Origin of the sequence: Paenibacillus sp. FSL E2-0201 (assembly GCF_037963325.1) — a bacterium.
In the GTDB taxonomy this organism is placed as follows: Bacteria; Bacillota; Bacilli; order Paenibacillales; family Paenibacillaceae; genus Paenibacillus_AQ.
This window is the reverse complement of sequence record NZ_CP150154.1, coordinates 3,192,835-3,219,618: the sequence shown is the minus strand read 5'-3', so window position 1 is coordinate 3,219,618 and position 26,784 is coordinate 3,192,835. Positions and strand designations below refer to the sequence as shown.

Below are 26,784 nucleotides of genomic sequence, written 5' to 3'. Positions count from 1 at the left end.
TCCTATTCCCCCTGTTCCAGACCTGTTAGTTCTGTATTCTGTTTCATGCTAGGTGATATCGTAGCATATTTTCATATAGCAATCCAAGATAATCCTTATCATATTTACGTATTAAGCGTGCTTTAGCGTGTACGCTTCTTAGCAGCATCAATTTTGGAGGGGTCAAGTCCCTTCCAAATGTTCGGCATATCAACCTGCTCCGGGTGCTCAAATACTAGAAAAGCCGTAGGTAAATATCGTTCCCCATATTGAGAGGATGGCTTGTTCATAATCTCGTTGTCTTTTACCAGCACGGTAGAAGAACCTCCATCCAAATTGGCAGCAATCACGGCTCCATGCTTAAGAAGGATTTGCTGCACATCGTATAGATTTGCTCCAATACTATAAGTAGGTTGTCTTCCATCGATGACAACAAAGATGATCGCTCCGTCTGCACGCTGACCCATCGCTGTTCTAGGTGCAATCCCCCACCCTTCAGCCGCGTTCTTAATCAATCCTTTTCCATTAACGATCAGACGAGGGCTAAAAGTAACGGCCTCCTGAACACCCATTTTACTAATCTCGTCTAAAGAATAATTCCCAGCAACCATTTTCCCTTGTTTATCAAGTCCTACGATTTGGGTGGATTTTTTGCCACCGAGACCGTTGTAATATAACTTACCTTGTGAAATCACAATACCAATAGGTTTAAATCCATTACCTTTCCAGTTAGGATCGGCAAATCCACCACCGTTAACTCCAGCAATAGCACCTGTGCGCTTCACCATGCTAGTTACTTTCTCACCTGACCCTACCTTATCTGGAATTCCCAAACGGACTTTTGTAGGATCATTAACGATCATGACATATCCGGAATACCCAGTACCTGATACATTTTCTATCTCGACTAGTGGTTTCTCTTTTACTTCTGGTTCAGGAGTGATGGTGTGTGTGTCCTTTTCGACCCCCATCTCTTCAAATAGGGAGCTATATTCAGTCACTCTGTCCTTTAATCCGTCCTCGCCAATTATATATTTAGCCATGTAGCGGTGCTGTGTTGTAATCAGTGTATCAGCGATTGAATAGCGCAGATTTTTAGCCGAAGGTGCAAAGTAAAACCAGCCGCCTCCAGCAATCAACAAAATTAAACAAAATAAAAACACTTTAGATAGTGTACGAAAAAAACTCCGTTTCTTACGTTTTTTGGTTGGTTTCTTTTTGCGTACGGTGGAACGTTGAGGTAATGATGAAGTGCTCACTTCTTTTTCCTCCCTGACTATTTCGGAATTTGAAAATAACGATCTAACTTTATCATAGACGATAAATTCCATAAAAAGTTTCTGTTAAGGAAATTACTAGTTATAATTAGTTTCTAAGCATACACAAAAATATCGCCGTACGATTCTCATCATACGGCGATTGTTTGTTAGTTTTCCTTTATAATTTCGCCATTATTTGCGGTCTCTTTATTCGCTGCAACACATAATAAATCAAGAATAGATTTATTCCCAGCAAAATAATCATAATCCCTGCTGACCATTCTAATGGATGCTTTACACCAAATGTAACCAGTAAAGAAGGTACCATCGTCAAGAAGCTTAATGCTGAAGCAATATGTAATCCTTGGCGTGGCTTTTGCATTACCATGGATAATATTCCAGTTATAAAGATCATGAATATACAAATCAGAAGATTATCAAAGATTAATATACTTTGAGCTGTTGAGAACCAAATGAGGCTGGTTTCATGCATAAAAACAAATTGGATGAAGTTTGCTGTCAGCCAAGTAAACAATGACGACACTACCAGCATTACTAGTGAAATCAGGATTGCAATCATACTCTTTCCAATGAACATTGACTCTGTTCGTATTGGCGTTGACAATAAAGATTCAAAGGTTTTATATACTTTTTCTCCTCCAATCGAATATGAGATCATATTTACTGTTATTCGAGGCACACCTAGAGCCATAATGATGATTGGATAATAAAAGTTCAATTCGCCAAAATAAATATAGGCAAGCATCGTAAAGATGGCTGGTGCAACTATTAAGAAAAGCATGCTAAACCGAAATTGCTTTAAAGCTACGAAATATTTCCATTCATGATGAAGAACACTAGACATTTGTGATTTCATCAAAAACACCTACCTTCTTATATGACTCTACAAAAAATACGAACGATCCATTTTCTTAACTTTTATAAAGATAAAATAAGAGTTAACCCCTACCAAAACGACTAAAAATACTGCTGATAGTAAATAAGTAGCCACCATCAAATGCTGAGTAAATAAATTAAAAAGAATAACAATATAAATATAAATCGGATAAAAAACTATGCTTAGCTTACTATTCGCCTTCTGGATATCGTCAGAAGTACTGGATCGATCTACTCCTATTAAAGTGACGGCTAATAAAATATGAAAAAATAGAATCAACATACCTACCCATTCCCAAAAATTGATTTGAAAAGGCTCATTTGTGAAACCCTTCACTAATAGCATTAAAACGAATATTGATAAATAACAAACTCCACTGCTAACGATGCAAAACATACATTTTCCATAAAATAGGCTTCTGCTCTTAATTGGTGAGGATAATAATGTTTCTATCGTTTTCATTTCTTTCTCACCCGCAAAGCTGTTGGCTGTCCATTGCTTTAACAGAGTAAGTGGAAATAAGATTGATCCGCTCAACAAAACAGTATCGTTCATTCGAAGCACAGGAGCAACGATCCCTATGAGAACTACAGCACATAAATGAAAGATCAGAGCACCTTTATCCTTGAAATACTCTTTTATCTGCATCCTAAAGACGGTTTCTATTTCATTCATTTGGTTTCTCACCATTTTCTACCTGCATATACAGCTCTTCGAGGTCAAATCCCTTTGTTTCAATATTCTTCACATCTATCGCTAATGTAGCTAACACTTTAATCAACTTCGAAATCGCAATATTTTCTGTTAGTTCAACGATAATCGTGTTTTGCTGTACCTTGTATTCAATATTTATTTCAAGACTAGACAACGCCTTATGAAGACGTTCCAAATCAGCGGACAAATCTTGGTTGCAGATAATACGGACTTTACTATTGGCTTGCTCTTTCAATGCTGCCATTGTGTTAGTATATACGTTTTTCCCATGTCGCATTATTGTGATCTTATTACAGATCTTTTTTACCTCTTCTAAATTGTGTGTGGTCAAAATAATGGTGGTCCCGTACTTCTGTGCTAAATCATGCAGCATTACTCTTAAATGATCAATGCTTACTGGATCTAGTCCATTCGTGGGCTCATCTAATAGAAGGATTTTGGGTTTGTGAAGTAAGGCTCTAGTTAAAGCAACCTTCTTCTTCATCCCTGTAGAAAAGCCCTTAACAGGCAAATGCTTCTTATCTAGTATTTCAAAATCACTCAATAGCTCGTCTATTCGTTTGTCGTAATCACTACGTTTCATACCATATATTTGAGCAAAATAACTTAAGTTATCATATACACTCAAAGGCTCATATAACCCAACGTCTTCTGATAAAACACCACACATTTTACGAACAGTGTCACCCTCTAAATTAGGATTACAACCAAATACAGATACCTCTCCCTCATCAGGCTCTAAAAGTCCTAATAAGAAACGAAGAGTAGTTGTTTTCCCAGCTCCATTATGTCCCAATAAGGCGTAAACATCTCCCGCCTGTATGGAAAGGCTCAATCCATTAATAGCATTTACACGCCCGAATGTCTTTTTTACATCTTTCAGTTCAATTTTCCGCATCGCACAATCCTCCTTAATAAACCCAAAATAAGTATAGCAGACTATACATAGATTGTATAGTTAACTATACTTATTTTGATTGTGATAAATTTTTTTATTGATATAATAAGAAAGTACGACGTTGTCGTTTTCGGTTTTCATCATGAAAGCAATTTTCGATATTATTTAATACATGGGAGCAGGACATGAAAACAAGAATAAGAGAATTGCGAAAAGAGCGAAAAATATCTCAAGAGGAATTAGCAAAAGCGGTTCGTGTCACTCGGTTAACCATTATTTCAATTGAGAATGAAAAATACACAGCTTCTTTAATCCTTGCTTATAAAATAGCTAAGTATTTTGGATTAACGATTGAGGAAGTATTTGATTTCTCTGAGGTGGAGGAAAATGATGAATCAAAAATATAAAGCGAGGATTCAAAAACGTTTACGTACCAAAATAGTTATCGCTGTTATTGGTGGACTTGCTGTAATAGGCACCTATATTATTAAATTGCTAAATACCACGGCAGATTTTGCTTCTATTGATGCGTATATCACAGGATTTTTCTTTGGTATTGAAGGCGTCTGTGTAATGAACATAATACAGCTTAGAAAGCTGCTTAAAGACGAGAATGCGCTTGAAGAAATGGTAATTTATGAAGAAGATGAAAGAAATCAAAGCATCAAATTAAAAGGTTACAACTCCACTATAAATTTAATGATTTGGTTGCTTTCATTTGGAAGTATTATCTCATCTTTCTTCAACCAGGTTATCTTTTTCACATTGGCAAGTGTTCTTGTGGTCCTGTTAGTCGTGTCTTCATTATTCAGATGGTTTTATACTAGAAACTGAGTGGGGTACATAAGCTCCCTCCTTCCAATTAAAATAGCTGTCTCAGTAGTAGAATTTCTACTTGTGAGACAGCTCCTTTGCACCTCTTATTAATTGCATGATTTATTTAGTGTCTACCCGCTCCACCACCACTGCTGGCGCTACCTCCACCACCTGATGATCCACCACCGCCGGAATAACCTCCTCCACCGGAAGAGCCACTATCATTGTTAGAGTAGCTGCTGCTGGAAGAGCTGGAAGAGCTAGAAGAATGTCTACCTGCACCTCCGCCACTACTCGAACCTCCGTCCCCACGATTCTCGTTGCTTGAGGAATATCGTCCTGCTCCTCCACCTCTAGTAGAGCCGCCTCCACCGCTGTTTCCCCAGAAGCTTGACTGTGAGTTATTTGATGGTGTGTTTCTATGATGATGATGATGGTGATTATTATAGTGATTATTATAACGTCTGTGCCAACGTCTACCATAACCGTAATCCGCTTGACCGTACCAATTCCCATACCGCCGAATATTTCTTGGGCTATACGGATTAAATGGCAAACCGTACATTTCAATATATTTATTGCGTCGTGAAAGACCATATCCGAACAATATGAGCGGAGCAAATATCAATAAGTAAATTAGGAGACCTTTGCCTACACTAACACTAGCCTCCTTTGCTGAAGTGGTTGTTGAGGGCGAAGTTGAACCAGTTGTGCCCCCATTATTTCCTGCCGTCCCTGTTGTTCCAACGACCTGATCCGCTCTTGCTAGCAAAAAACTGTACAAAGCATTGACAGTTGCCGTAGCACCTGTCCCGTAATCTTTTTTTACAAATTGAGGCTCAAGTACGGTATCCAAAATATTACTAATCGCATCGTTAGTTAGAATCTTATCGATGTCCTTCCCTTGAAGAACATGATAGTTGTCTCCATCAATATCTAGTACCAGCATAACATCCTTAGGGCCTGCTGCAACGGAGGCAAACTTCATGTAGGTATAATCCTGAAGTGTCTTATCTCCTGCATTCTTTACAGTAACCACATAAATGCCACTGCCAGTTGTGGTTTTATATCTATTGCTAGATTCGTTCAGATAATCCTTTGTCACTTTTTTGAGTACACCGGCATTATCGGATACATAGTTTTTCGTGCCGACAGTTTCCACCCAAGTCCCACCCATGGCCTGAATAAAAGCGCCATACGTCTTGCGTGCGCCATTACTATATGTTTTTGCTGCAAAATCAGGTTCAAGGTATTGAGAAAGAATTTCTTTAATCTTACTGTTAGGCAACGTATCCTCAATACCCTTTCCTTGTACCGCCCAGTAATCATCATCTTTTATAGATAACAGCAATAGAAGCCCGTTATTCTTGTCCGCGGAACCTACACCCCAGCTATTGAATAACGAAGTGGCATACTCTTCCATCGAAACTCCATTTGTAGAATCAACTGTCACTACTACGACTTGAGCACCCGTATCCTGATGTAATCGAATCCCATAGTTCACCATGTAATTCTCAGCTTTCTCGTCGATCACATTCGCAAAATCATTTACATAAAATGACCCCGTATGCTTTGGTACAGCAGTCTTAGCTGAAGTTAAAACCGGAAGAAGCAAAACGCTTAACATCAGTGTGGCAAGTGTGGTAAGAAGCATTTTTCTAAACATTCTGTAGTTCATATGTACCTCCTGCGCTATCATAATCTCTTTTATTTATCGGTTACGGATGGCTTAAGCAATAGTTCCATTTATTTCTAATCTGTAAATTTTACAGTTAATGAAGATAACTTCAGAATTCCACTAATCCATATGTACTTATTTCACTATCGTAAAATCTTTCTCACTCTCATTAAGAGGCAGATCACTCATAGTTACTTTCTTTACAGATGCCCGTTTCAATGATTGCATGCAATGAACTAAAAAAGAGATTTGTTGCTCTTCTCCTTGCACTTCTACCTCTACACTTCCGTCGTTTAAATTTTGTACCCTACCCGTTAATCTCATTCTTTCAGCAATCGTATATATTTCCAAGCGGAATCCTACATTTTGAACTCTACCTGAGAAAACCACTTGCTTTCTAACGACAGGACTTGAAGGAAGATCCAGTAACTGAATACGATTTGCATGCCAAATCACATAATTATTTCTAACTTTTTTGAACACATTCACACGTTTCATACTCCTTTTTTAGAACTACTACGATTTATGCTATATTGTACCATAGCCGTTGGTAAAATAAGGGGCTGAGTTTATCACTCTTTAATTACAAAATGCACAAAAAGACTCAGCATTCTGCTGAGCCTCCTTGTTGGTATTAACCTCAGTGCTAGAAATTGAAATACTCCGGATCTGCACCCATCCGATGGCTTACATTCAAGTCATAAGTTGGTTCAATCTATTCGTTAAAATCAAACAGAGTAGTCGTTAAATATCGTTCACCAGTATCCGGCAAAATCACCACAATCGTCTTCCCTTTATTTTCTGGACGTTTAGCAATTTGTGTAGCTGTATATACCGCGGCGCCAGACGAGATCCCTACCAGTAACCCCTCGGTCTTGGCAATTTCACGCGCTACGTTAAATGCGTCTTTATTCTTCACCTGAAAAATCTCATCAACAACCTCTTTATTGTAAATCTCCGGAATGAAGTTAGCCCCAATCCCCTGAATCCCATGCGCACTAGGCCGTCCACCAGATAATACTGGTGAATCAAACGGTTCAATAGCGACGATCTGTACCGAAGGGTTCTTAGCCTTCAAAGCTTCCCCAACCCCTGAAATTGTGCCTCCAGAACCAACACCTGCGATAAAAATATCTACATTTCCATCAGTATCTCGCCAAATTTCTTCCGCTGTAGTCGTTCTGTGAATTTCCGGGTTAGCTGGGTTGCTGAACTGTTGTGGAATGAATGCATGTGGAATTTCCGCTGCCAATTCCTCCGCCTTTCTCAAAGCACCGCTCATCCCTTCAGCTCCAGGTGTTAATACAAGCTTAGCACCAAGCGCAGCCATCACCTTACGGCGTTCAATACTGAATGTATCCGGAAGAACGATAATCAACGGGTACCCAAGGCTGGTTGCAGCCATTGCAAGGCCAATGCCGGTATTGCCACTTGTTGGCTCTATAATTACAGAATCTTTATGAATTAAGCCCTTATCCTCAGCATCCTTGATCATTGCATAACCTATACGATCCTTGACGCTACCTCCAGGATTAAAAGACTCTAGCTTGGCAAGGATTTTTGCTTCAACGTTTTGAGATTTACTATATTTCGAGATTTCCAATAACGGTGTGTTGCCAATCAAATCAGTTACGCTTTTATATATATTAGCCATAATATTCTCCTCATTTCTTATTAACCCATCAGCTTACTTAGCATTAAGTCTAACAGGATTTAGAGTATATTATCAACTTGTTGTATTCCGTCTAACCGAAACGCTGGACTCTCGCACGATTAAACGCGGATCAAGCTGCACCCTTTGGTAGTCACCCGTAACATTATCTTGGATCCGTTGCAAAAGAAGCTGAGTAGCTAATCGAGCTACTTCATTTCCCATGATCGAGACTGAACTAATCTGTGGAGTTGTAATAGTTGTCCATGAGTTATTGTCTACTCCTACCACTGCCACATCTTCAGGAACATGAACACCTAATTCTTTAAACCGGTTTACGATTCCTATGGCGACCATGTCATTGACTGCATAAATAGCATCTGGCATATGGGTCAGGCTATAAAAATAATCTGCGGCTTGTACCCCAGTTTGCAGGGAGAAATCTTCTCCAAAATAAACCAAAGAAATATCCACTTGATTTAAAGCTTGTTGATAAGCGAGATAACGATCCTCAATGAGATCTTTCTGCGCACCTGCGTATGCGATTCTAGTTCGACCAATACTGATTAGATGCTCCATTATAAGCTGACCTTCAAAACGTGACAGGCTGACGATATCGGCTTTTACGTTTTCTGAGATCCGCTTCCCGTAGTTAATAATGGAGACTGGAACGCTCGATTTATTGATTAGCTCTACCATTGTTTTGGGATAAGCAAGGGGCATGATAATGAGGCCATCGACATGTAATTTCTTGATCTCACGGATTGTTTCAAGCTCTGTCCGCGGATTTCCGGAAGTATTAATCTGAATCACGCGATAACCGTCCTGTTTAGCGGCTTGCTCCACGGACCAAGCAATATCTGGAATAATAGCATTTCGAATATCAGGCACAGCCAGAGCAATTTGCTTCGTTTGGCGAATTTTCAGACTTTGTGCAGAGGTATTAGGTGTAAAACCCATTTCCTCAATCACTTGCAGCACTAATGCTTTAGTCTTGGCACTGATTCCCTCTGAATTATTGATCGCCCTTGAAACGGTAGCAATACCTACTCCCGCTCGTTTCGCTACATCCTCTATGGTTACTTTGTTTTTATTAGCCAAGTTGATAGTCCCCTCATTTTCGGAATCGTTTCCGTTATCATAGCTATTTTTATATCCATCCGGCTCATCCAAGCCGCTATTCCAATTTGTTTATTATAACATAAATGTGCTAATAAAAGCACTTATAGCAACTACAAGTAATCCATTTATGCCTATAAACACTACGTTTAGGTGAAATTTTTCACTAATTTTCGATATTAATTTTTTATTATTTAAATTTGACAATATGAAAATTATGTGACATATTTGTTCTCGGAAACGTTTCCTCTTTCACAGGAGAAAAACACTATTTATTATCAATTAATTAATCTAGGAGATGAATGATATGCAAGCATTAAGATGGCATAACGTCAAAGATCTACGGTTAGAAACGATTGAAGAACCAGCAGCCCTTGAAGGAAAAGTGAAAATCAAAATAGAGTGGTGCGGGATTTGTGGCAGCGATCTTCACGAATATGTAGCCGGCCCTATTTTCATTCCCCAAGGTACAGATCATCCCCTTACTGGTGAAAAAGCTCCAGTCGTAATGGGACATGAATTCTCTGGACAAATCGTGGAAGTAGGTCAAGGCGTTAGCAAGTTTAATGTTGGTGATCGAGTCGTTGTCGAGCCTGTCTTTGCATGTGGTGAATGTGTAGCTTGTCGACAAGGTAAATACAATCTTTGCGAAAAAATGGGCTTCCTAGGTTTGGCTGGTGGTGGCGGTGGATTCTCAGAATACGTCGCAGCAGACCAACATATGGTACACAAAATTCCTGATAGCTTGTCCTATGAGCAAGGCGCTTTAGTAGAGCCCTCTGCAGTTGCTCTGCATGCCGTTCGTTCCAGTCAATTAAAGGTTGGGGACAAAGCTGTAGTCTTCGGCGCGGGTCCAATCGGTTTGCTTGTGATTGAAGCGTTGAAAGCTTCCGGCGCTGCTGAGATTTATGTCGTAGAGCTTTCCGAAGAGCGTAAGAGTAAAGCTGAAGAACTAGGCGGTATTGTAATCGATCCCAAGCAATATGATGTGGTTGAAGAAATTCAAAAACGTACCGATGGTGGCGTCGATGTTGCTTTTGAAGTCACAGGTGTCCCTCCCGTTCTAACACAGGCAATTAATTCCACTAAATTGAGTGGTCAAATCATGATCGTCAGTATTTTTGAAAAAGATGCTACGATTACTCCAAACAACATCGTACTTAAAGAACGTAATTTAACTGGTATCATCGGATACCGTGATGTATTCCCAGCAGTAATTAGCCTGATGGAACAAGGTTACTTCCCTGCGGACAAACTGGTTACTAAGAGAATCAAGTTGAACGAAGTGATTGAACACGGGTTCGAAGCGTTACTGAAAGAAAAAAATCAAGTGAAAATCCTTGTAAGTCCTAAACAATAACCATAAGCAGCCCTGTGGCTGATCTATAGAAGAAGAGTCCTTCTCGATAAGAGAGGGACTCTTTGCTTCTTTTATAGAATTATGAGTACTTCTCATTTAATAAATAGTGTAGATTCTCTTTTACCGATGGCCATTCTTTATCCAAAATACTAAAGACTACATTATCATGAATCGAACCGTCAGATCTGATTCTATGCTGGCGCAGAACTCCTTCTCTTACAGCCCCTAATCGTTCTACTGCTCTTTGTGACCTCAAGTTACTCGCCACCACTGTAAACTCTACACGAACCAGCTTAAGCTCTTCAAAGCAATAGTGAAGCAGTAATGATTTAGCCTCAGTATTCACACTAGTTCTCCAATATTCCGGCGAGATCCACGTACATCCGATTTCAGCATTACGATGAACCATATCCGGATGCATGATTCGAGTAGTACCGACGATTTGTCCAGAAGCTTGTTCAATAATAACGAAGGGAAATTGCGATCCATTGGTTTGATTCGCGAATGCGGTTGTAATTAAATCCCGCACCTGCTCGTCCGACGTTATTTTTCGCCAAGTAAATTCCCAGATATTTGGATTTCTTAATACTCTCGCTAGCCCTTCTACATGACTTTCATCCATAGGAACCAGCTTGATTGTTGTGCCCTCCAGGATTGAATGACGAGGTTGGCTCATTTCGCACACCGCTCTCTTAATGATATATGTTGGATGATATCCGCAATTTCTTCTACTTGATAAGCGATATGATCTGCCCCAGCATGCTCCAGTTCTTCTTTAGGTCCGTAACCAAACGTCACACCGATCGATTCCACTCCACAACCTTTAGCTCCGATGATATCATGCTCGCGGTCTCCAATCATCACAGCTTCTCCTGGATGAATAGCATTCTGATCGAGGACGTACTGTATCACTTCTTTCTTTTTAGATCGGGTTCCGTCTAGATTACTACCACCGATATGCTCAAAATAATGATCTAGTTTGTAACGTTCAAGAATTTGTTCTGCAAAAACAGTAGGCTTGGAGGTGGCTACATACAATGAAAATCCATTATTCTTAAAACCCTCCAGCAATTGCGGTATACCATCAATCACCATATTCTCAAATAGCCCAACGGTGCTGTAACGCTCACGGTAGAAAATAACCGCTTGACGCGCTTGTTCCTCTGAGAACTGATGCAGTTCAATAAATGAATCGTAAAGAGGTGGACCTATGTAAGGAAGAAGCATATCCAAATGCTCGATCTGAATATCAAATTTGTTCAATGCGTATTCTACGCTTTTTGTAATGCCTACTTTTGGGTCCGTTAATGTCCCATCCAAATCAAATAAAATACTTCGTAGTCCTCTTCCCACGCTAGTCTTGCTCCCCTCGATTGTAATTAATGGATGTATTTATAATACATTCGTTTCTACATACTTTCCACATACTTCTCGAATACGATCAGTACGAAAGTTATTTTTATATAACGGAGGAGTATTTTATGAACATGACGCATTATATGTCTTTGCTAGCGGACAATCAGCCGTGGAACTTGATTTTATTCATGGCGATCCCCGTGATTTTTGCTGAGACGATCACCGTTACAGAGTTTATTATCTTATTCACCAAGAATCTAAAAGGCTCGTTACGGACCTTCAACAAAATCTGCAGCATTCTAGCCGGATTGTACTTCACAGGAGTATTTCTCTACTTGTTCCCTACCGCATTCATCCCTTTGTCAGTAAATGGCGAGTGGCATACGTGGGTGGATGTGGTAGCCGTAGGTTTCTATTTGAGTGGAGTGCTCTTCTTATTACCATTAGCTTTGTTAGATCTTGGTCTGATCGCTCGTAAAAGAACTGAAGAAGAGAAAATGAAGCTACATTTCATACTCATCAGCGGGTTCTTGGTTGTAGCGCATATCGCGATGATCTTTGGGATGATCAATCCGGAAATCGTGGGCAGCATGGGTGGAATGGGCGACATGATGCACTAACTTAACATATAAAAAAAGCAGATCAAGGCTAAACCCTTGGTCTGCTTTTCTAATCTAATAGGATACGAAGGTTATCCTGTGCTTTGAACGGAGATCACACTTCGTTTCTTGCGCAATAATAACATAAGCGGTAATCCAAACAACACGATGATTGAGCCGACTACGAATACATCATTCACACCCATCGTGAACGATAGTAATCTTATCGAATCAGTATTACCTGCTCCTGAGCTAATTAACTCCTTAGAGTGAAGCAAGGATCTTGTTGACAAAATAGAGGTGAAAACTGCAATACCGAGTGAGCTTAAGACATTCCGAACCCAGTTGTTGATCGATGTGGCGTGACCTGACCATTCGACTGGAATTTCCTCCATAGAGGCTGTGCTGCTTGGGACATTGGCTAATCCAATGCCTAGATTCCGAACGACCATCGCCCACATAATGAAGCTGTAAGAAACGTTCGTATGCAGCCGACTCATCATGAATAAACCGATGAAAATAAATAAAATACCAGCAGAAATTAACTTCACAGGCCCAAACTTTGGATACATCTTACCCACGATTGGACTAAGTAAAGCCAGAAGAATCGAAGAAGGCAATAAGATAAGCCCCGTTTTAAGCGTTGTTGCTCCTTCTACTGTTTGTAAGAACAATGGTGTTAAGTAAGTTCCAGCATACATCGCTATCGTCACCAGGCTATAGATACTAAGCATGGCAGTAAAGCGGCGATTTCGGAAGACGCGCAGATTCAGCAGTGGTACTTCCGCCTTCAGCTCGTGCAAGACAAAGTAAACTAGAAGAATGATGCCCACTAGGATTAAGGATAAGGTCTTCCATGAACTCCACCCCCAGCTGTTGCCTTGGCTAAATGCAGTTAGCAAAGATAAACTCCCCAGTACGACGGTAAGAAATCCAGGAATATCAAAGGACTTCGGAACATTCATTCGATAGTATGGAATTAACGCTACAGTCAGAATAATAGCAATGATCCCAATGGGAATGTTAATTAAGAATAACCAGTGCCAGCTTGCATACTGAAGTAACCATCCGCTAAATGTCGGACCAATGGCTGGGGCAACCATCGCGGACAGTGACCACAGGCTCACAGCGAAAGGTCTGCGTTCAGACGGAATCACTTGGAAAATAATCGTCATGGTACAAGCCATAATCAATCCGCTGCAAGAGCCTTGAAGCATTCGAAATACAATCAAAGAGGTTGGATTCCAAGCTATTGCACAGAGTAAGGAGAACATGGTGAATCCCATCAAAGCGAACAGATACAGTCGCTTATAGCTGAATCTGCCACCCAGATATCCGGCAAGTGGTGCAGTCACTCCTGTTGCTAGCATAAAACCTGTAACCATCCATTGCATAGTGTTCAGGTTCGAATGAAAATGATTCATTAAAAGAGGAACAGCTATGTTGATGGTCGTTGTACTTAAGACAGAGACGAAATTTCCAAAGAAAATGGCAATCATTATAGGCCAAAAATGAATTTTACTTTCTTGTTTAACATCCATGCTACCCCTCCTTATCTTTTTTATATGTCTACTTTTACATATATAATTTAACTTAAATAATGTTATAATCGTATAGACGATATGTCAATCATGACATATGCCCAAAAATCACAATATTAACGGAATTATAATAACTGGAGGGCTTCAGAGTAATGAATACACTGTCTTATGGTCTTCTGACTTTACTTAGTGCTAACTCGTTGTCTGGATATGAACTAACACAAAATATCAAACCGTTATGGCGAGCCGGACATAGTCAAATCTATCCGCTTCTAATGAGCATGGAGCAGCAAGGTTTCATTTCATATCAGCTCATTCAGCAATCGGATAAGCCGGATAAAAAGGAATACTCCATTACGGAAGCAGGACTTGAGCAATTGCGGAAGTGGGTGGAAACACCAGCGGAGCCTCCAGTTCTTCGGGACGAGCTGCATTTCAAGCTGTATAGCTTATGGCTCTCCAAACCTGAGGAAGCAAAGGACCTTCTGCAAAAACGCGCGGAGTTTTGTAAAAGCGAACTAGAGCGCTACAAGATCTTACTGAAAGCCAACGAAGTTTTACGTGATGAACGAGGTGAGACTCGCGAATTAAAAGCAACGACTTTCGGACGTTATTTACTCATTCAGAAGCGTGTGCTGGATATGGAGAGCTCTATACAGTTTTGCGAATGGGCACTTAAAGAGCTTGAGCCAACAGAATCGCTTAGTTGATTGCATGTAAAAAGAGACTTCGCGTAAATACGCAAAGTCTCTTTTGGTTCTTACTTTTCGGTTTCTGCTAATCTAGGCAACTGTACCTCACAACGGGTTCCAACTCCAGGCTGACTTGTAATTCTAATCTTACCGCCGTGTAATTCTACAAGCTTTTTAACAATGGATAGTCCAAGTCCTGTACCCCCATATTGCCTTGAGCGTGATTTCTCAACTCTGTAGAATCGCTCAAAGACAAAGGGGAGTTCTTTCTCAGGAATCCCGATTCCGGTATCTTCTACTATAAATACAACAGCATCCTCGTCAGCCTTCTCGTTCACATGGACCTTAATCTCACCTTCATCCGTATAACGGATCGCATTCTCCAGGAGATTCATCATAATCTGTTCCATCCGCTTTTCATCTCCACGAACCCTATACGAATCTCCATGATACGAAATCTTCAGCTGAATTCCCTTCTCTTTGGCTTTCAGCTCGACTCTGCGTACCGCTTGTTCTGCCATATGCTTAAGATCTAGCCACTCCAGCGTAAGTGTGACTTTACCTTCCTCCATCTTTGCCAGTTCAAATAAATCTTCTACCAGATGTTCAAGCCGATTCGCTTCCTCGTGAATAATATCCAAATACAGATCTCGTTCCCCTTCGGTCTCATAAAGTCCACCCTTTATGACCTTGGTATACCCTTTCAAATAAGTGATGGGTGTTCGCAGCTCATGAGAAATGTTGGCTAGAAATTCCTTACGCGTATCCCGGTATCTTTGCAGATCTACAGCAAGGTCGTTAATCGCTCCTGCCAAAAATCCAATTTCATCGTTGCTCCGTATAGAAAGTCTCGTTTCCAATTCACCGGCAGCGATTTTTCGAGTCGCTTTCTGCATCTTGATCAGCGGCCTTGATAATAGCAAGCTAATTATTCCTGTGATCCCTAATGCCAATATAAAAGCCCCGATTCCTGCGAGCAGCAGTAGGTTACGAATTGAAGCCAATGATTGCTTCATGTTCTCTGTAGAGGACATGACATAAAGTGCGGACTGAATGGTGTGATCCTCTGAAATGGGTTTTCCAGTGATGAAATATCTATGGCCTGTAGGATCTTTATACTCAAAACTCACACTTTTTCCGGCAAAAATCCGATTAAGATCCGAAGCATGGATGAATGAACGATCTGCGCGGTCATGAACACCCGAATGTAGAATAACACTACCGTCTTTTGAAATATTAAATATACTCACGTCCGAAAACTCTGCAAAAGTACTCATCATCTGCTCGTTTGAACTATCCGGCGATTCAGCCATCCCGATAAAGTGTGAGGTCAGCTCCTCCGTTTCTTTTTGCATCTCGTTGTAATAAAAGCTGGTAAACATTCGGTCTATTGTGATCCCAAGAATAAGCAAAACAACTAAAAAAACAGACATGATGACCGACCCGAGCTTCAGTCCGATAATATTGTTCTTCATATGTGATTACCTGGGATCTCAAATTTATAGCCTAAGCCCCATACCGTTTGAACAGGATTATAGGAAAGTCCGGCCTTATGTAGTTTCTCGCGAATATTCTTAATATGTGTGTCGATGACACGATTCTCCCCCTCATATTCATTGCCCCATAAGCGCTCCACTAGTTCTTCTCTCGTAAAGACACGATGAGCATTTTGCGCCAAGGCTGTTAGCAGATCAAATTCCTTGAGTGTGAATTCAACAACTGTATCCAGAATATATACCTCACGAGCGTCCGGGTAAATCGCTAGCCCTGGATAGGTCAGAACCTTTTTTAAAGGTTGTTGGGTCGATGTTAGCATTGAACGCCTTACTAAAGAATAAATTCTTGCCACTAATTCCTCTGGCTCAAACGGTTTGGTGAGATAGTCATCCGCGCCTATGCCGAGGCCGTGTACCTTGTCCTTGGTTTCCGAGCGGGCTGTAAGCATTAGAATAGGGACAGAACTTACCTCTCTGACGGCTTTACAAACCTGCCATCCGTCCATATCTGGCATCATCACATCCAGAAGGATTAGATCAAAGTTTTGTTGTTTCAACAAAGCGAGTGACTCATGCCCCGTTGACGCTTCTTTAGTCGTTATTCCTTCTTTCGTTAAATAAATCCGTATTAAATTCCGCATGTTCCATTCATCATCAACGATCAATACCTGAAGCTTATTCAAGTCGTTCACCCTCTTCGTGACCTAGTTCTTCTTATTATACAAAATAACACAGAACAAGCCGACATCATTACTAATGATGCCAGCCTGTCATACTCTTAGTGACCGGAATGCGGATTGCCTCCTGCAGCCGGTGAAATTTCCAGCATATCATCGATTTCGCTTTGGGCATTTTCTTTTATTACATTGCTGTCCCCAGTTAACCATGCATGGTTATAGGGTCCTTCTGCTGGTGAATCTTGAAATTTGGGTTGAAGGGTCATCATATATTCCATCACTGCATCTGGCAGCCCGTCTTTTTCCGTAAAAATAAGCGGTGCGTGTTTCCCTAAATGTGAAAAAGGTGCAGCGGCGATCGCCAACATCGTTGAATCGGTAGTCAACAAAGACAAGTTATGTCCAGGTGTCGTTATGCCCCAACCGAAACCGTTGCTGGCGTCCTTAAAAGTAGCAAAAGCAATGGCATTCTCATAAATGTCTTTTCCAGCTATACGGGTTACTGTGCCGAATTCCTGTAATTGCTTTTCTACTGCTGTAGATACAACTTTTTCAGGTCCTAAGATATAAATCGTAGCCGAACCACCACGCTCTTTCAGAGCATCAACCGTAGGGGCGGGAATTTCATCTTTTGTTACATAGAGAAGCGGCTCTGGCATATGGGCGATCCAGTTCACTGCAGGCAGTGTGTACTCAGGACTATCCATAGAACCTACAATGACTGACTTTGGAAGCTCACCGGAAGCTTTTGCATAATAAGTATCAATGGCTTGCGCTACAGCTGCCGGCTCGTCCCCTTCAATTCGGTCTACTTTCAGATCCAGTGTCTTTAATTGTTGTTCGACATTGGAAGCCATGGGTCCGACGAGCACTACTTGTACACCATTATTACCTTCAGCGCCTAAAGGATTCAATCGCTTAAGCTCTGCTAACGTTGCCTCGGGGACACCCTCTTTCGTTGTAAAAAGAATGGGACCATTGTTCGGATGATGAATCAAATCCGCGCTGACCGCGGCAATCTGCCAATTGCTCATATCCGTTAATACTACACTTGAAGGCCTATTGTTCTTGGTCTGTGCCGTCCATAACGTTTGAGAGACTATAACGGCTGCCTCTATAGGGTCAGAAGTGTTAATACGTGTAGTGTTTTTTGTTGCTATCCAGGGTTGATCCAGGGTCGAAGTAACAGCTTGCTTATCTGAACCAGAATTGGCTTTATCGCTCGATTGACAGCCAGCTAACACTGCACTTAGTAGCATTGTAACAGCAACTATGGGTACGATTTTTTTCATTCTAAACCCTCCATTTTGATTTTCTCGCTTGATTTAGAGTAGTTTAGTCTATAAATGTGTAGAAAGTATGTAGAATTTAAAATAAATAAAATTTGTATATGATGCAAAAAGAGCATCCGTAAGTCACAAACGACTTAAGATGCTCTTTTTACTTTAGAAACACTATTTAAGTGATTACCAGTGTTTAGCGATAAAGGTATCCCGTCCGGATTGCTCACGATCCTCTTTATAATGCTTGGGATTCTTGTGATGATAGTCCTGATGATACTCTTCCGCTCGATAAAAGGTTGGCGCAGGAAGGATTTCCGTCACGACGGGTCCTGAGAATCTGCCACTCACAGCCACCTGCTCTTTCGAGGCAAGGGCTGCTAAACGTTGTTCTTCGTTATAGTAAAAGATGGCTGTCCGGTATTGTGTTCCTCTATCCTGAAATTGTCCACCATCATCCGTAGGATCAATCTGAGGCCAATATAATTCAAGCAGCTTCTCGTATGAAAAAAGCGCCGGATCAAACGTAATTTGTACCACCTCGTAATGTCCTGTTGTTCCTGTTTTGACTTCTTCGTAAGTTGGGTTCTCGGTTAATCCTCCAGCATATCCCGATACAATCCCTTGGATACCTGGTAACTCCTCAAACGGTGTAACCATGCACCAAAAACAACCACCTGCAAACATTGCTTGTTCCATATGTTCAAGTCTCTCCCTATCCATCATCATCTAGTAAATAACATATGCTATGACGATAATCCTTATAGGTTATAAAGTCAAAGGAAATAACCATTAATATTCGAATTCAATGCATTAAAACGTTATAATATGATCATCAACGGAATTAGAAAGGAATAACCTATGAATAAAAATCGCTTGGGTCAGTCCGATTTGTATGTAAGTGAAGTAGGACTCGGGTGCATGTCCTTAGGTACGGACGAGGCAAAGGCCATTTCCATCGTCCATGAAGCGCTCGATCAAGGCATTAACTTTTTAGATACAGCCGATCTGTATGATGAGGGTCGTAATGAAGAGATCATTGGTAAGGCGATTCGTCACCGCCGTGAAGAGGTGATATTAAGTACAAAAGTGGGCAACCGCAGAATTCCAGGTCAAGAAGGCTGGAGCTGGGATGCATCGAAATCCTATATCAAATCCGCAGTCAAAGACAGTTTAAGACGCCTCCAAACGGATTATATCGATCTGTATCAGCTGCATGGCGGAACGATTGATGATCCGATGGATGAGACCATTGAAGCCTTTGAAGAACTTAAACTAGAGGGTCTAATCCGATATTATGGAATCTCTTCTATTCGTCCTAATGTCATAAGAGAATATGTGAAAAGATCAAACATAGTCAGTGTAATGAGCCAATACAGCATCTTAGATCGACGGCCTGAGGAAGAAATTCTCCCTCTGCTGGCCGGGCATGGAATCAGTCTAATTGCCCGAGGTCCTTTGGCGGGTGGCATTCTTTCGGAGAATGGCCGCAGCAAAGCAGAGAAAAAGTACTTAGATTACAGTAGTGATGAGCTTCTACAATTACATGATCAGCTTTCGCAACAAAAGAGTGACTCTCGAACCCTAGCACAAACGGCACTGCATTATCCGTTAGATCATCCATCTGTGGCAGTTATTATCCCAGGAGCAAGTAACATGGAGCAATTGAAGAATAATGTAACGGCTGTTAAGTCTCCCCCTTTAATTTCAGAGGAAATCGAAACGATCCGAGGGTTGAGTAAAGCTAACCGCTACACACTGCATCGGTAAGACAATCCATCATTTTTGTTGCGCAATAAAAGAGCGCCAGTTAAGAAACTGACGCTCTTTTTTATTTTCTTTTACCGATGTATAACAAATGTGATGATATACCTAAGATTGAGGGATCGTTTGCTTTAGATATGAGAAAGTTAATCAAGCTCTCTTCCCCCTCTTGGTGAGTCCAATACTGCTGCTGTTCAGCAGTTAACATGGCTGCAATGCTTGATGATCCAATTAAATCTATCGACTCAAATCCATTCGTTTCCATGAAAGGCTGAATCTCATCAATATTAAAATAATAAGCACCTGTAAACCGGCCCTTGTCACTATGATTAAAGATTCCATTCTCAAAGAATTCATTAATGGTGTTCATATTTTCGTTCGGTTTCCACTGCTGCGGGGATTGTAACGAATTAATGGTCATTCTCATTCGACTTTGAAAAGCCACAAATACTAGACCGTCCTGTTTGGTCACGCGATGCAACTCTTTTACAGCTAAAATTCGTTCCTCTTCTTTTTGCAGATGATATAAAGGACCAAGCATCAATGATACATCATAATTCTCATTAGGTATTCCTTCTAAATCAATAGCATTTAAGTTATGAAACCCGTCAAATTGCTCAGTTAATTCTAGTTCAGCTGCCTTTTCCGTTGCTATTTCAACCAATTTAGGTGTTATGTCTGAAAGGGTTACTGTATATCCTAGCTTAGCCAGTTCCATCGCGTATTTACCGGGTCCTGCGCCATTATCCAGCACCTTCCCAGCTGACGGCATATATTTCTTGATATAATGAAGATTAATAATGAACTCTAAAGGTTCTCTATCCAGCCTGCCCCACTCGTCAAAGCTTGAGTAATAATCAATAATATCGCTCATCTACATAACACCTACTTTCTTTTGAAAACTATTATCTCCGATATACCAAATTTATACTATAGTTCTTTCTTACATTTTACCATTAAAAAATTGATTGAAGGTTTATTGATCATGTCCTTGTGCGGCTCGTCAATTTCAGAGAACTCAACTAGTCCATAGGTTTCAAACTCTTGTGTAATGGATTCAGCATCATAAAAAAATATTTTTACACCATAATCTGTCTCGTAATAATTTTTATCCAATAGAGTACCTTTTCCAAACATAGGAGCTTTTTTCGAAACCGTTGTAAAAATCATATAACCACCTGGCTTTAACTGGTTGTAGCAATCCTTAATGAACTTTTCTCTTTCACTTTTATTCAACAAATGAATAAGACCATGGCAAAATATACCCTCATAACGTTTGTTATCAAAAGGCATGTCAGTCACTGAACCATGATAAATGCTAATATCAAGCCCATTTTCTCTCGCCAAATCAATCGCCGTTTGTGAAATCTCAATACCTGTAACTTTTATTCCACTCTCAACAAAAACCTTTGCATTTCTACCATATCCAATACCCGGTACCAATATGTCCTTAATGTTCTTTTCAAGGTAAAAGTCTTTAGTGGCGATTGCGGAGTCTGCAGGTTCAAATCCCCACATCGTTTGTTTTTCGATAAAGCTTGATTCCCAGAATTCCGTCATATTTCATTCTCCTTTATATTAAAGTTATTACGGACTTATATTATCTTTAATTGTTTCCAAAAAAGAACGGATCATTACTCCGTCTTCATTGTTTTCGCCAAATCTGCAATTTTCTTGTTCTCCAAGTACTGCTCCATCTGTCTTTCAGCGTCAATCACAACCTGTTGAATCAGGCACTCGCTACCGTGATCCAGGCTACATTCGAATAAAGATGCAGTCCCTTCGATCGCATGGATAATATCCAGAAAAGAGATCTCTTCGGACTTCCTTTTGAGACGATAGCCACCGTTTGCGCCGGGTGCAGATTGAATCAATCCAGCCTTCACTAGCTTGGTCATCATTTTGGACAGATAGGTTTGTGAAACACCCAGCTTCTCAGCAAGCAATTGAACACCTACGGGCTTATCGGACGCTGCCGTCACCAGATACAGCATTGCATGAAGCGCATAGTCTGTCGCTTGGGAATATTTCATTAAGCACCTCCATTAAAGACTTTGAAAATCCATAATAACTCTAATCATAAAAAAAGACAAGCATGTACAAGGTGTGACATCAGTTATCCAAACTGTATTCGTATAACTTACAAACTGCTCTGTAAATCTTTAGTTAAATAAAGTAATAGATCATCATCGACCATGACGAGTTGTCCTGGTATGACAGGAATATTATTATACATCATTCCTCTACCGTCTAAAATGTAACCGCGAGCAGTATACATTCTTTGCGCATTACCGTAATCCTTATAGAGGCCTACGCCTAACCCAATAAATCTAGAGTCCTTAGCCGCAATACGTTCTAGTTCATCAAACAATTTGCTCGCAATCTGCTTTCTTCTATACTCGGGAAAGATATTCAGATCGTTAATTTCCGGGATGTGATCCTCACGAAAAAAAGGATATTTTGATTCATACAGTAAATGGCAACATCCTGCTACGGAATCATTGTTATGCGCAATTAAGGTTACCCTTTTATTCGTTTGATTCTCTTCTAGACATTGGCGATAGTAATCTCCGCGTTGATACCATCCAAAGTGTTCTGCAAATTTTAAATCTAGGATTTCAGCTTCTTCGATTGTGGTAAGTCTTGTAATGCTTATTATTTCTTTCATCTTTTCCCCTCCATCTCTCAAGTTCATACGACTCTATTTAGTTTCCCTTACAATAGGCTCCGATGTTGAAATAATATCAACGACATGGTCAATACAACAGATCCCATAGTGCTTATACGGTCTTACAAAATCCTTTGATGCGAATATTCCATAAGAAATAAAATCAAGATATCTTGATTTCTTATAAATCCTAAATGTTTTTCCGTCAAATTCCTCATAATCATCCCTAGAAGTAAAGAATTCATTTCTAACCGAATATGCAATATAGGAGTGAAAATCCACTTGTATTATTGGAGAGCTTTTTTCGTCAACCATAAGTGGCTCAGTGATATCACTAGCTTTGCTTTTACAAAAAGATAGCCTTAGTTGATTTACCTCTGGCTCTATTAGACCAAAGAAAAACACATCCTGCAATTCTTTTAAATCTGTATAATTCATCTCATCGCCTCCTCATCACTAATTTATTCTCATGCCATGTTCTACGATTTCCCTTGAAGCTGATACGCTACTCTTTCACTTTACGGTTAGCTTTAACATGCTTGAGTTGAGCAACTATAATGACACTAATAATAACCAGAAGGAACCATGAACTGATCTTACTGACACTAACCACATGCCATACCTGATTCTGATCAGGATATTTCCAAGCATTAAAGAATGTAGCGATGTTCTCAGCTAACCAGATGAAAAAACCTACTAAGAAAAATGCCAGTGTCAAGGGCATCCGATAAGTAGTGTTTCGTACCCGATAAATGATCCAAGTTTTCCAAAAAACAATGAGTACAAGCCCCTTTAGCCACCAACGAAAATCAGGAATGAAGTGATGCGTGAAAAAGTTCAGATAGATAGCTGCTCCGAGCGATCCAGCAGCAGCAAGTCCCGGCCAGCCCGTCATATCCATCTTCAGTCTACGCCAAATTTGACACATATAGCTCGCGACACTCGCATACATAAACCCGCTATAGAGCGGTACTCCAAACACCTTAGTTAGCCCGGGTTCAGGATATGACCATGACCCCATTCTTATCTTATAAATTTCCAGCAGTAAACCAATAATGTGAAATACACAAATGACTTTAATTTCATCTAGCGTCTCTAATCCAGTACGGTACATAAGATATTGAACGGTAAGCAATATAATAAGAATGGCATCATATCGGTAAATGTAAGGCAGATCTATTACGTTAGAGAGCGCTAAAGTCCCAAAGATCGCAATAGGAAATATGCAACTCATCGCCTGATGGTAGCCAAAATGCAGAAGCTGCGTTATTGATTTCAATGATGCTCTCTCCTTTCCAGTCATGCTACTCTTTTCGGTATTCTAAAATATCTCCAGGCTGACATTCTAAAGCTTTACAAATCGCATCAAACGTCGATAATCGGATCGCTTTTGCTTTTCCATTTTTCAATATAGAAAGATTAGCCATTGTAATGCCAACCCTTTCAGTAAGCTCTGTAACGCTCATTTTCCTTTTAGCTAACATCACATCAATATTCACTATAATCGCCATTATTTTCACCTCAGACGGTTAGGTCATTTTCTGATTTTATTTCTATGGCATTTTTCAAGAGCTTTTGAAGAACAGCAGCAAAGACCGCAATTACAAATGGAGCACAAGTCATGACAAGTCCAAGTACGATTAGACCTGGTGCATCGGCTTCCTGTGCCATTTCGTAAATAAGTGGCATACCCGCCGCATATAAAATACTGATGATGATTGCACAGTAAATTATATTTTTTAAAGCCTTAATGGATAGTTCTGAGAACGCTTTGTTCTTGTCTATGTAGCTTAGAAGTCTTAACGCCTGATATAAAGCTACGAAATAGGCTATCACCGTTACATACACCCCTATAAGAACGGGATAGACCAAATACACCGGATAATCTCCAGCTGCCTTGTTAGGTATCGTAGGTAACCAAAAAATACACAAAGCAAGAACCGGAAGTCCAATAAGAATTACAACCATCTTTAAAAAGAGTGTTTCTCGTTTCATAAGCTGCACCTCACAAAGTTAATAATCTGGATTCAATTTATCATATAATTTATCGTTATTCAATATATTTTAATTGTATTACAATTATTATTTATCATTAATATATCCCCTATTTATTTTTCACCTCTAATTATTGCACATCAAAAAGGCCCCCTTCTCATAAAGATTGAGAAAAGAGCCCCGCCTCTACTATTCATTTATTTCTTAAGTCTCCTCGTCACTTTTATATTCTAAAATATCGCCAGGCTGACAATCTAAAGCTTTGCAGATCGCCTCTAATGTTGATAATCGAACCGCTTTCGCCTTTCCATTTTTCAATATAGACAGGTTAGCCATTGTTATTCCAACCCGCTCCGAAAGCTCGGTCACGCTCATTTTTCTTTTAGCCAGCATCACGTCAATATTAATAATAATCGCCATTGTTTTCTCCTCAGACTGTTAAGTCATTTTCTGATTTTATATCAATAGCTTCCTTCAAAAGCTTTTGGAGCACCGCAGCAAACACTGCAATCACCATGGAAGCAAAAATCACAACCACCCCAATGACAATAAACCCCGGGGCATCATCTCTCTCCGCGACGAGATAGAAAAGTGGCAATCCCACAACATAAATTCCACTGATTGCAATTGCACAGTTCCTGATATTTTTTAATACCTTTACAGATAATTCTGAGAAAGCGTTGTTGTTGTCAATATACCCTAACAGTTTGATCGCTTGATACAATGCAAAGTAAAAAGGTATCGCCGATGCATATAAATCAATGTACAAGAGATATTTAATATAGGTTTGATCAGGGTATAATTCTGCTGCATAATTCGAAATCGCAGGCACGAAAATTATACACAACGCAAGAACTGGAAGTCCAATAAGAACAACAGCTATCCTTAAAAAAAGCGTTGATCCAAGTTTCATAAAACACACCTCACAAAGTTATTTTCAAAATTGAATCTAACATATAGTTTATCGTTTTACAATATATTTTAATCGAGTAATAGTGTTTAATGACTGTTATAAATTTCACGACTAAAAGGCCGAGCTAATTGACTATTAAAAGTCATTAGCCCGGCCTTTGTCACCTTTTCATATCTCTTTATGTCTCTTTATATTTAATTTTTTATTCTAAAAATAATGCTAGAACTGACCGAGATCGATAAAATTCAAATCCATGTTAGCTTCATCTTCAGCCTGATTTGCGGCCTCTGTTGATATTACTTTTCCTTCGTACTCAAGGTTACCGCTTGTCAAATTGAATACATATAGACGATTACCTTTGAAATTCTTATAACCCATAATATAGAGATGGTCTTGTTTAAAAGCATAGGTAATGTTTTCACTTAAATCTATAGTTGTATTCTTCAGAATAGTCTCATATTCTTTACTCACGAGATCGTAAGAAATAACAGTGAATCCTATATTTTCCTTACTCGATACAGCCTTTTGCAGGAAATAAATTTTCTGTCCATAGGCGTACATAATATTATTCAATAACATTTCATGCCCTTGGAATGTGAGTGGAGAGATTTGTCCTGTCTTAACATCCACTTGATATGCCTTTCTATGATTATCTCTACTAATCCTTAAAATCCATTGCTCAGTGTGCTCCAGATTTTGATTGGCTAGCCATGCATATTGAGTATCCCCGTCTGCTGCTACAGATTTACCGCCTGGTAACGCGAGCGGCTCATTCTTAATCTCTTTTGTGGCTAGATTGACACGGAGGATCTGCGGTTCAGATACATAACCTTTGGCACTGTGATTCATAAACACCATAGCAACAAGCTGCTGATCAATAAGCTGTACATTTTGTACATACATATCTGAAATATCATGATCTACATTGATATCGGATGTGATTTCAAGCGTATTGTTCTTCTGCTTGTTGAGTACAGAAATACTAAGCTTTGCATATTTCTTCGCTGATGAATCATTTGATCGCTTCGTATCTACTGTCGCCTTAACATAAGCAAGCATTTCCTCATTCTCATAGAAACCAGATGTGTTTGTCTTACCGCGCATGAACTGACGATGCTCTTCAATCCACTGATCCAATTGCGTTTTCATTGGTCTTCGATTTAAGCTTTGGCTAATCGCCGACTTTTCATCTGGATAATCTGTACCATTTGTCGTGATATAAGCTCGTTTGATGCCAAAAGTACTATCCTTAATCACGTAGTTTCCGTATACCGCTATACCTTCAACGAGGGAAGCATCCCCTTGAACCGTCGTCAGCTTATAATTAGGTGGTGTCTCTTGTGAAGCTTGTACATAATACGTCCCAATTGTAACAACCGCAAACACTAAAAGAATGGCGGTAACCATATATTTTCTCATTCCTTAACCTCC

32 protein-coding genes are annotated in these 26,784 nt (G+C 40.0%); 6 read left to right on the top strand and 26 right to left on the bottom strand.

The features are described from left to right. Positions 1–122 precede the first annotated feature (122 nt). The 4 genes from NSU15_RS14415 to NSU15_RS14400 all read right to left on the bottom strand — a co-directional run bounded on the left by NSU15_RS14415 (position 123) and on the right by NSU15_RS14400 (position 3,748). Positions 123–1,238, bottom strand: coding sequence for a phosphodiester glycosidase family protein (locus NSU15_RS14415; RefSeq protein WP_042127505.1), 1,116 nt, complete (start codon positions 1,236–1,238; stop codon positions 123–125). A 178-nt stretch (positions 1,239–1,416) separates the two neighbouring features. Then, the gene (locus NSU15_RS14410) at positions 1,417–2,118 is read right to left on the bottom strand and encodes a hypothetical protein (protein WP_231574199.1); all 702 of its coding nucleotides are present in this window, start codon (positions 2,116–2,118) and stop codon (positions 1,417–1,419) included. A gap of 24 nt (positions 2,119–2,142) precedes the next feature. Then, positions 2,143–2,811 carry an ABC transporter permease subunit gene (locus tag NSU15_RS14405; protein ID WP_042127500.1) on the bottom strand — a complete coding sequence of 223 codons (669 nt, stop codon included), beginning with the start codon at positions 2,809–2,811 and terminating at the stop codon, positions 2,143–2,145. Further along, the gene (locus tag NSU15_RS14400) at positions 2,804–3,748 is read right to left on the bottom strand and encodes an ABC transporter ATP-binding protein (RefSeq protein WP_339291002.1); all 945 of its coding nucleotides are present in this window, start codon (positions 3,746–3,748) and stop codon (positions 2,804–2,806) included. Before NSU15_RS14400 ends, NSU15_RS14405 begins: the two co-directional genes overlap by 8 nt. Before the next feature lie 185 nt (positions 3,749–3,933). On the opposite strand from NSU15_RS14400, the gene NSU15_RS14395 reads away from it, so the two are divergent. Together NSU15_RS14395 and NSU15_RS14390 are read left to right on the top strand one after the other, a co-directional pair. Then, positions 3,934–4,155 carry a helix-turn-helix transcriptional regulator gene (locus NSU15_RS14395; RefSeq protein WP_042127498.1) on the top strand — a complete coding sequence of 74 codons (222 nt, stop codon included), beginning with the start codon at positions 3,934–3,936 and terminating at the stop codon, positions 4,153–4,155. Next, positions 4,136–4,582: a hypothetical protein gene (locus NSU15_RS14390; protein WP_339291000.1), complete on the top strand. Its 447-nt coding sequence runs from the start codon at positions 4,136–4,138 to the stop codon at positions 4,580–4,582. The genes NSU15_RS14395 and NSU15_RS14390 overlap by 20 nt, the downstream gene beginning before the upstream one ends. 106 nt (positions 4,583–4,688) lie before the next feature. Here NSU15_RS14390 and NSU15_RS14385 read toward each other — a convergent pair whose 3' ends face one another. The 4 genes from NSU15_RS14385 to NSU15_RS14370 form a co-directional block, all read right to left on the bottom strand. Next, positions 4,689–6,242, bottom strand: a complete 1,554-nt coding sequence (locus tag NSU15_RS14385; RefSeq protein WP_339290998.1) for a TPM domain-containing protein — start codon at positions 6,240–6,242, stop codon at positions 4,689–4,691. Between the two features lie 135 nt (positions 6,243–6,377). Next, positions 6,378–6,740 carry an acylphosphatase gene (locus NSU15_RS14380; protein ID WP_339290997.1) on the bottom strand — a complete coding sequence of 121 codons (363 nt, stop codon included), beginning with the start codon at positions 6,738–6,740 and terminating at the stop codon, positions 6,378–6,380. Between the two features lie 217 nt (positions 6,741–6,957). After that, complete coding sequence (gene cysK, locus NSU15_RS14375; protein WP_339290995.1) at positions 6,958–7,896, bottom strand: cysteine synthase A; 939 nt, start codon at positions 7,894–7,896, stop codon at positions 6,958–6,960. A gap of 72 nt (positions 7,897–7,968) precedes the next feature. After that, complete coding sequence (locus NSU15_RS14370) at positions 7,969–8,994, bottom strand: LacI family DNA-binding transcriptional regulator (protein ID WP_076118644.1); 1,026 nt, start codon at positions 8,992–8,994, stop codon at positions 7,969–7,971. A 325-nt stretch (positions 8,995–9,319) separates the two neighbouring features. On the opposite strand from NSU15_RS14370, the gene NSU15_RS14365 reads away from it, so the two are divergent. Next, positions 9,320–10,372: a 2,3-butanediol dehydrogenase gene (locus tag NSU15_RS14365; RefSeq protein WP_042187954.1), complete on the top strand. Its 1,053-nt coding sequence runs from the start codon at positions 9,320–9,322 to the stop codon at positions 10,370–10,372. 79 nt (positions 10,373–10,451) lie between these two features. On the opposite strand, the gene NSU15_RS14360 is transcribed toward NSU15_RS14365, so the two are convergent. Continuing rightward, the gene (locus tag NSU15_RS14360) at positions 10,452–11,048 is read right to left on the bottom strand and encodes a GNAT family N-acetyltransferase (RefSeq protein WP_076118467.1); all 597 of its coding nucleotides are present in this window, start codon (positions 11,046–11,048) and stop codon (positions 10,452–10,454) included. Continuing rightward, a complete protein-coding gene (locus NSU15_RS14355; protein ID WP_339290992.1) occupies positions 11,045–11,725 on the bottom strand; it encodes an HAD family hydrolase in 681 nt (226 codons plus the stop codon). The genes NSU15_RS14360 and NSU15_RS14355 overlap by 4 nt, the downstream gene beginning before the upstream one ends. 128 nt (positions 11,726–11,853) lie before the next feature. Here NSU15_RS14355 and NSU15_RS14350 point away from each other — a divergent pair, with 128 nt between their 5' ends. Beyond that, the gene (locus NSU15_RS14350) at positions 11,854–12,348 is read left to right on the top strand and encodes a DUF6803 family protein (protein WP_042127487.1); all 495 of its coding nucleotides are present in this window, start codon (positions 11,854–11,856) and stop codon (positions 12,346–12,348) included. A gap of 71 nt (positions 12,349–12,419) precedes the next feature. Here the strand turns inward: NSU15_RS14350 and NSU15_RS14345 are convergent, their stop codons facing one another. Next, positions 12,420–13,868, bottom strand: a complete 1,449-nt coding sequence (locus NSU15_RS14345) for an MDR family MFS transporter (RefSeq protein ID WP_339290989.1) — start codon at positions 13,866–13,868, stop codon at positions 12,420–12,422. Between the two features lie 152 nt (positions 13,869–14,020). On the opposite strand from NSU15_RS14345, the gene NSU15_RS14340 reads away from it, so the two are divergent. Next, on the top strand, positions 14,021–14,578 hold the full coding sequence (locus NSU15_RS14340; RefSeq protein WP_339290987.1) for a PadR family transcriptional regulator: 558 nt from the start codon (positions 14,021–14,023) through the stop codon (positions 14,576–14,578). Between the two features lie 50 nt (positions 14,579–14,628). Here NSU15_RS14340 and NSU15_RS14335 read toward each other — a convergent pair whose 3' ends face one another. The 4 genes from NSU15_RS14335 to msrA form a co-directional block, all read right to left on the bottom strand. Beyond that, entirely contained in the window at positions 14,629–16,035 is a 1,407-nt protein-coding gene (locus NSU15_RS14335; RefSeq protein WP_339290985.1) for a HAMP domain-containing sensor histidine kinase, read from the bottom strand. Beyond that, complete coding sequence (locus NSU15_RS14330; protein ID WP_339290983.1) at positions 16,032–16,739, bottom strand: response regulator transcription factor; 708 nt, start codon at positions 16,737–16,739, stop codon at positions 16,032–16,034. The genes NSU15_RS14335 and NSU15_RS14330 overlap by 4 nt, the downstream gene beginning before the upstream one ends. A gap of 95 nt (positions 16,740–16,834) precedes the next feature. Continuing rightward, positions 16,835–18,025, bottom strand: coding sequence for an ArsR family transcriptional regulator (locus tag NSU15_RS14325; protein ID WP_076118459.1), 1,191 nt, complete (start codon positions 18,023–18,025; stop codon positions 16,835–16,837). A gap of 174 nt (positions 18,026–18,199) precedes the next feature. Then, entirely contained in the window at positions 18,200–18,712 is a 513-nt protein-coding gene (gene msrA / locus NSU15_RS14320) for a peptide-methionine (S)-S-oxide reductase MsrA (protein WP_076194248.1), read from the bottom strand. A gap of 162 nt (positions 18,713–18,874) precedes the next feature. Between msrA and NSU15_RS14315 the strand changes: the two genes are divergently transcribed. After that, complete coding sequence (locus NSU15_RS14315) at positions 18,875–19,783, top strand: aldo/keto reductase (protein WP_339290981.1); 909 nt, start codon at positions 18,875–18,877, stop codon at positions 19,781–19,783. A 61-nt stretch (positions 19,784–19,844) separates the two neighbouring features. Here the strand turns inward: NSU15_RS14315 and NSU15_RS14310 are convergent, their stop codons facing one another. The 11 genes from NSU15_RS14310 to NSU15_RS14260 all read right to left on the bottom strand — a co-directional run bounded on the left by NSU15_RS14310 (position 19,845) and on the right by NSU15_RS14260 (position 26,772). After that, positions 19,845–20,651 (bottom strand): class I SAM-dependent methyltransferase, encoded by an 807-nt coding sequence (locus tag NSU15_RS14310; RefSeq protein WP_339290979.1) that lies wholly within the window; start codon positions 20,649–20,651, stop codon positions 19,845–19,847. A gap of 56 nt (positions 20,652–20,707) precedes the next feature. Further along, on the bottom strand, positions 20,708–21,337 hold the full coding sequence (locus NSU15_RS14305) for a class I SAM-dependent methyltransferase (protein WP_339290977.1): 630 nt from the start codon (positions 21,335–21,337) through the stop codon (positions 20,708–20,710). Positions 21,338–21,411: 74 nt separating this feature from the next. Next, positions 21,412–21,810, bottom strand: a complete 399-nt coding sequence (locus NSU15_RS14300; protein ID WP_339290975.1) for an Rrf2 family transcriptional regulator — start codon at positions 21,808–21,810, stop codon at positions 21,412–21,414. A 107-nt stretch (positions 21,811–21,917) separates the two neighbouring features. Continuing rightward, positions 21,918–22,445, bottom strand: a complete 528-nt coding sequence (locus NSU15_RS14295) for a GNAT family N-acetyltransferase (RefSeq protein WP_339290973.1) — start codon at positions 22,443–22,445, stop codon at positions 21,918–21,920. A 33-nt stretch (positions 22,446–22,478) separates the two neighbouring features. Next, the gene (locus NSU15_RS14290) at positions 22,479–22,883 is read right to left on the bottom strand and encodes a hypothetical protein (RefSeq protein ID WP_339290971.1); all 405 of its coding nucleotides are present in this window, start codon (positions 22,881–22,883) and stop codon (positions 22,479–22,481) included. A gap of 67 nt (positions 22,884–22,950) precedes the next feature. After that, entirely contained in the window at positions 22,951–23,724 is a 774-nt protein-coding gene (locus NSU15_RS14285) for a DUF817 domain-containing protein (RefSeq protein ID WP_339290970.1), read from the bottom strand. 25 nt (positions 23,725–23,749) lie between these two features. Beyond that, positions 23,750–23,956, bottom strand: a complete 207-nt coding sequence (locus NSU15_RS14280; protein WP_042127462.1) for a helix-turn-helix transcriptional regulator — start codon at positions 23,954–23,956, stop codon at positions 23,750–23,752. Between the two features lie 10 nt (positions 23,957–23,966). Then, positions 23,967–24,440 carry a DUF2975 domain-containing protein gene (locus tag NSU15_RS14275; RefSeq protein ID WP_339290967.1) on the bottom strand — a complete coding sequence of 158 codons (474 nt, stop codon included), beginning with the start codon at positions 24,438–24,440 and terminating at the stop codon, positions 23,967–23,969. Positions 24,441–24,644: 204 nt separating this feature from the next. Further along, complete coding sequence (locus NSU15_RS14270) at positions 24,645–24,860, bottom strand: helix-turn-helix transcriptional regulator (protein ID WP_042127458.1); 216 nt, start codon at positions 24,858–24,860, stop codon at positions 24,645–24,647. Positions 24,861–24,870: 10 nt separating this feature from the next. Next, complete coding sequence (locus NSU15_RS14265) at positions 24,871–25,353, bottom strand: DUF2975 domain-containing protein (RefSeq protein ID WP_076298949.1); 483 nt, start codon at positions 25,351–25,353, stop codon at positions 24,871–24,873. 219 nt (positions 25,354–25,572) lie between these two features. Next, complete coding sequence (locus tag NSU15_RS14260; protein WP_339290965.1) at positions 25,573–26,772, bottom strand: hypothetical protein; 1,200 nt, start codon at positions 26,770–26,772, stop codon at positions 25,573–25,575. Positions 26,773–26,784 lie beyond the last annotated feature (12 nt).